Source organism: Ornithinimicrobium murale, from assembly GCF_003352835.1.
Classification (GTDB): Bacteria; Actinomycetota; Actinomycetes; order Actinomycetales; family Dermatophilaceae; genus Ornithinicoccus; species Ornithinicoccus muralis.
Window position 1 is genome coordinate 1 of record NZ_QLVD01000013.1, and the last position, 1670, is coordinate 1670.

Annotated in this window: 1 protein-coding gene; it reads left to right on the plus strand. The window is 67.5% G+C overall.

The annotated features are described in order from the left end of the window. The first annotated feature begins 122 nt into the window (after positions 1 to 122). Positions 123 to 1529, plus strand: coding sequence for an IS1380 family transposase (locus DPQ65_RS05020; RefSeq protein ID WP_114906293.1), 1407 nt, complete (start codon positions 123 to 125; stop codon positions 1527 to 1529). The last annotated feature ends 141 nt before the right edge of the window (positions 1530 to 1670 follow it).

The following is a 1670-nucleotide window of genomic DNA, read 5'->3' on the forward strand; positions in this document are numbered from 1 at the left end:
CCTCGATCCACCGATCGACTGTGTCCGGTGGGCGGCGTGGGAGAGTGAGAATGCCCTCCTGACCTGGGAAAATGCGACTTGTCTAAGGTCCGCATAACCCGCTCAAGAAGGGCATCTCGTAGATGCAACTGTCTCACACCCCTTCAGTGGTCTCAGCGACGTTTGACGAGCCCAACCTCGTGTCGGCCGCCGGGCTGGTCCCATTGATGGCTCTGGCTCAGGAGGCCGGGCTGCGTCGGCTGGGAGATGAGCACCTGAGCGTGGCGAGGGACAAGGGGGCCAACGCGGGCCTGAAGCTTGCCTCGTTGGTGGCGGGTATGGCCGCCGGGGCGGACAGCATCGATGACATGGCCTTGCTGCGCCACGGGGCGATGGGCAAGATCTTCGACCGTGCCTACGCTCCCTCGACGTTGGGCTCCTTCCTGCGCGCCTTCACCTTCGGACACGTGCGTCAGGCTGACGCGGTGGCTTCACGGTTCGCACTTGCCCTGGCCGAGCGCTCCGAGTTCCTGGGCCGCGAGGGGGACAGCGGCACGGTGATGGTCGACATCGACGACACCATCATCGAGGTCCACGGCCACCACAAGCAGGGAGCATCCTTCGGCTATACCCGAGTGCGTGGCCTGAATGCGCTGCTGGCCACCGTGAGCACCGAGCAGATCGCCCCGGTGATCGCCGCCCAGCGGCTGCGCAAGGGCTCGGCCGGCTCCCCGCGCGGAGCGGTCCGCCTGGCCACTGACACCCTGGCTCTGATCCGGCGCACCTGCCTCGCCGGGCGGCCAGTGCTGGTGCGCGCGGACTCAGCGTTCTACTCCCACGCCCTGGTCACCGCCGCGCTCAAGACCGGGGCGCACGTATCGGTCACCGTGCGGATGGACCCGGCCGTCAAGCGCGCCATCGCCGCCATCAGCGACGATGCTTGGACCACGATCAAGTACACCGACGCGATCTACGACGAAGACAGCGGCAGGTGGATCTCGCGGGCCGAGGTCGCCGAGATCCCCTTCACCGCCTTCACCTCCAAGAAGACCAGCGAGCAGATCCCCGGCCGCCTGGTGGTGCGCCGAATCCCCGACCTGAACCCGAAGAAGAACCACGGGCAGGCCACACTGTTCGATACGTGGCGCTTCCACGCGTTCTTCACCACCGCCCCCGCCGCCGAGCGCGACACCGTGGCTGCCGACAAGGTCCACCGGGCACACGCCATCATCGAGAACGTCCACGCCGACCTCAAGGCCTCCGCGCTGGCGCACATGCCCTCGGGAGTTTTCAACGCCAACGCTGCCTGGCTCGTCTGCGCGGTCATGGCCTTCAACCTCACCCGCGCCGCCGCGACACTGACCAACGCCCCGGGGCTGGCTCGGGCGACCACGGCAACGATCCGCCGCAAGCTCATCAACGTCCCGGCACGTATTGCTTCCTCCGCCCGGCGCCTGCACCTGCACCTTCCACAGGGCTGGCCATGGCAAACAGCGTGGTCCGCGCTCTACGACGCCCTCGCCCCGCGCCGAGCGACCGCGCCGATCTGACCCACAGACCCAGTCCCTACAAGCAGGAACCCCAGTGGAAGAGCCGGGCAGACCGGCAACTCCTGCACGCCCTCACTCCAGCCCCGACATCCTGCCGCCGACAGCGACCTCCTCAGCAGCTCATCGGTGGATCGAGGCTTA

Excerpts from the sequence above, each read along its gene's own strand:
- DPQ65_RS05020 (WP_114906293.1), top strand. The coding sequence starts at position 123 with ATGCAACTGTCTCACACCCCTTCAGTGGTCTCAGCGACGTTTGACGAG.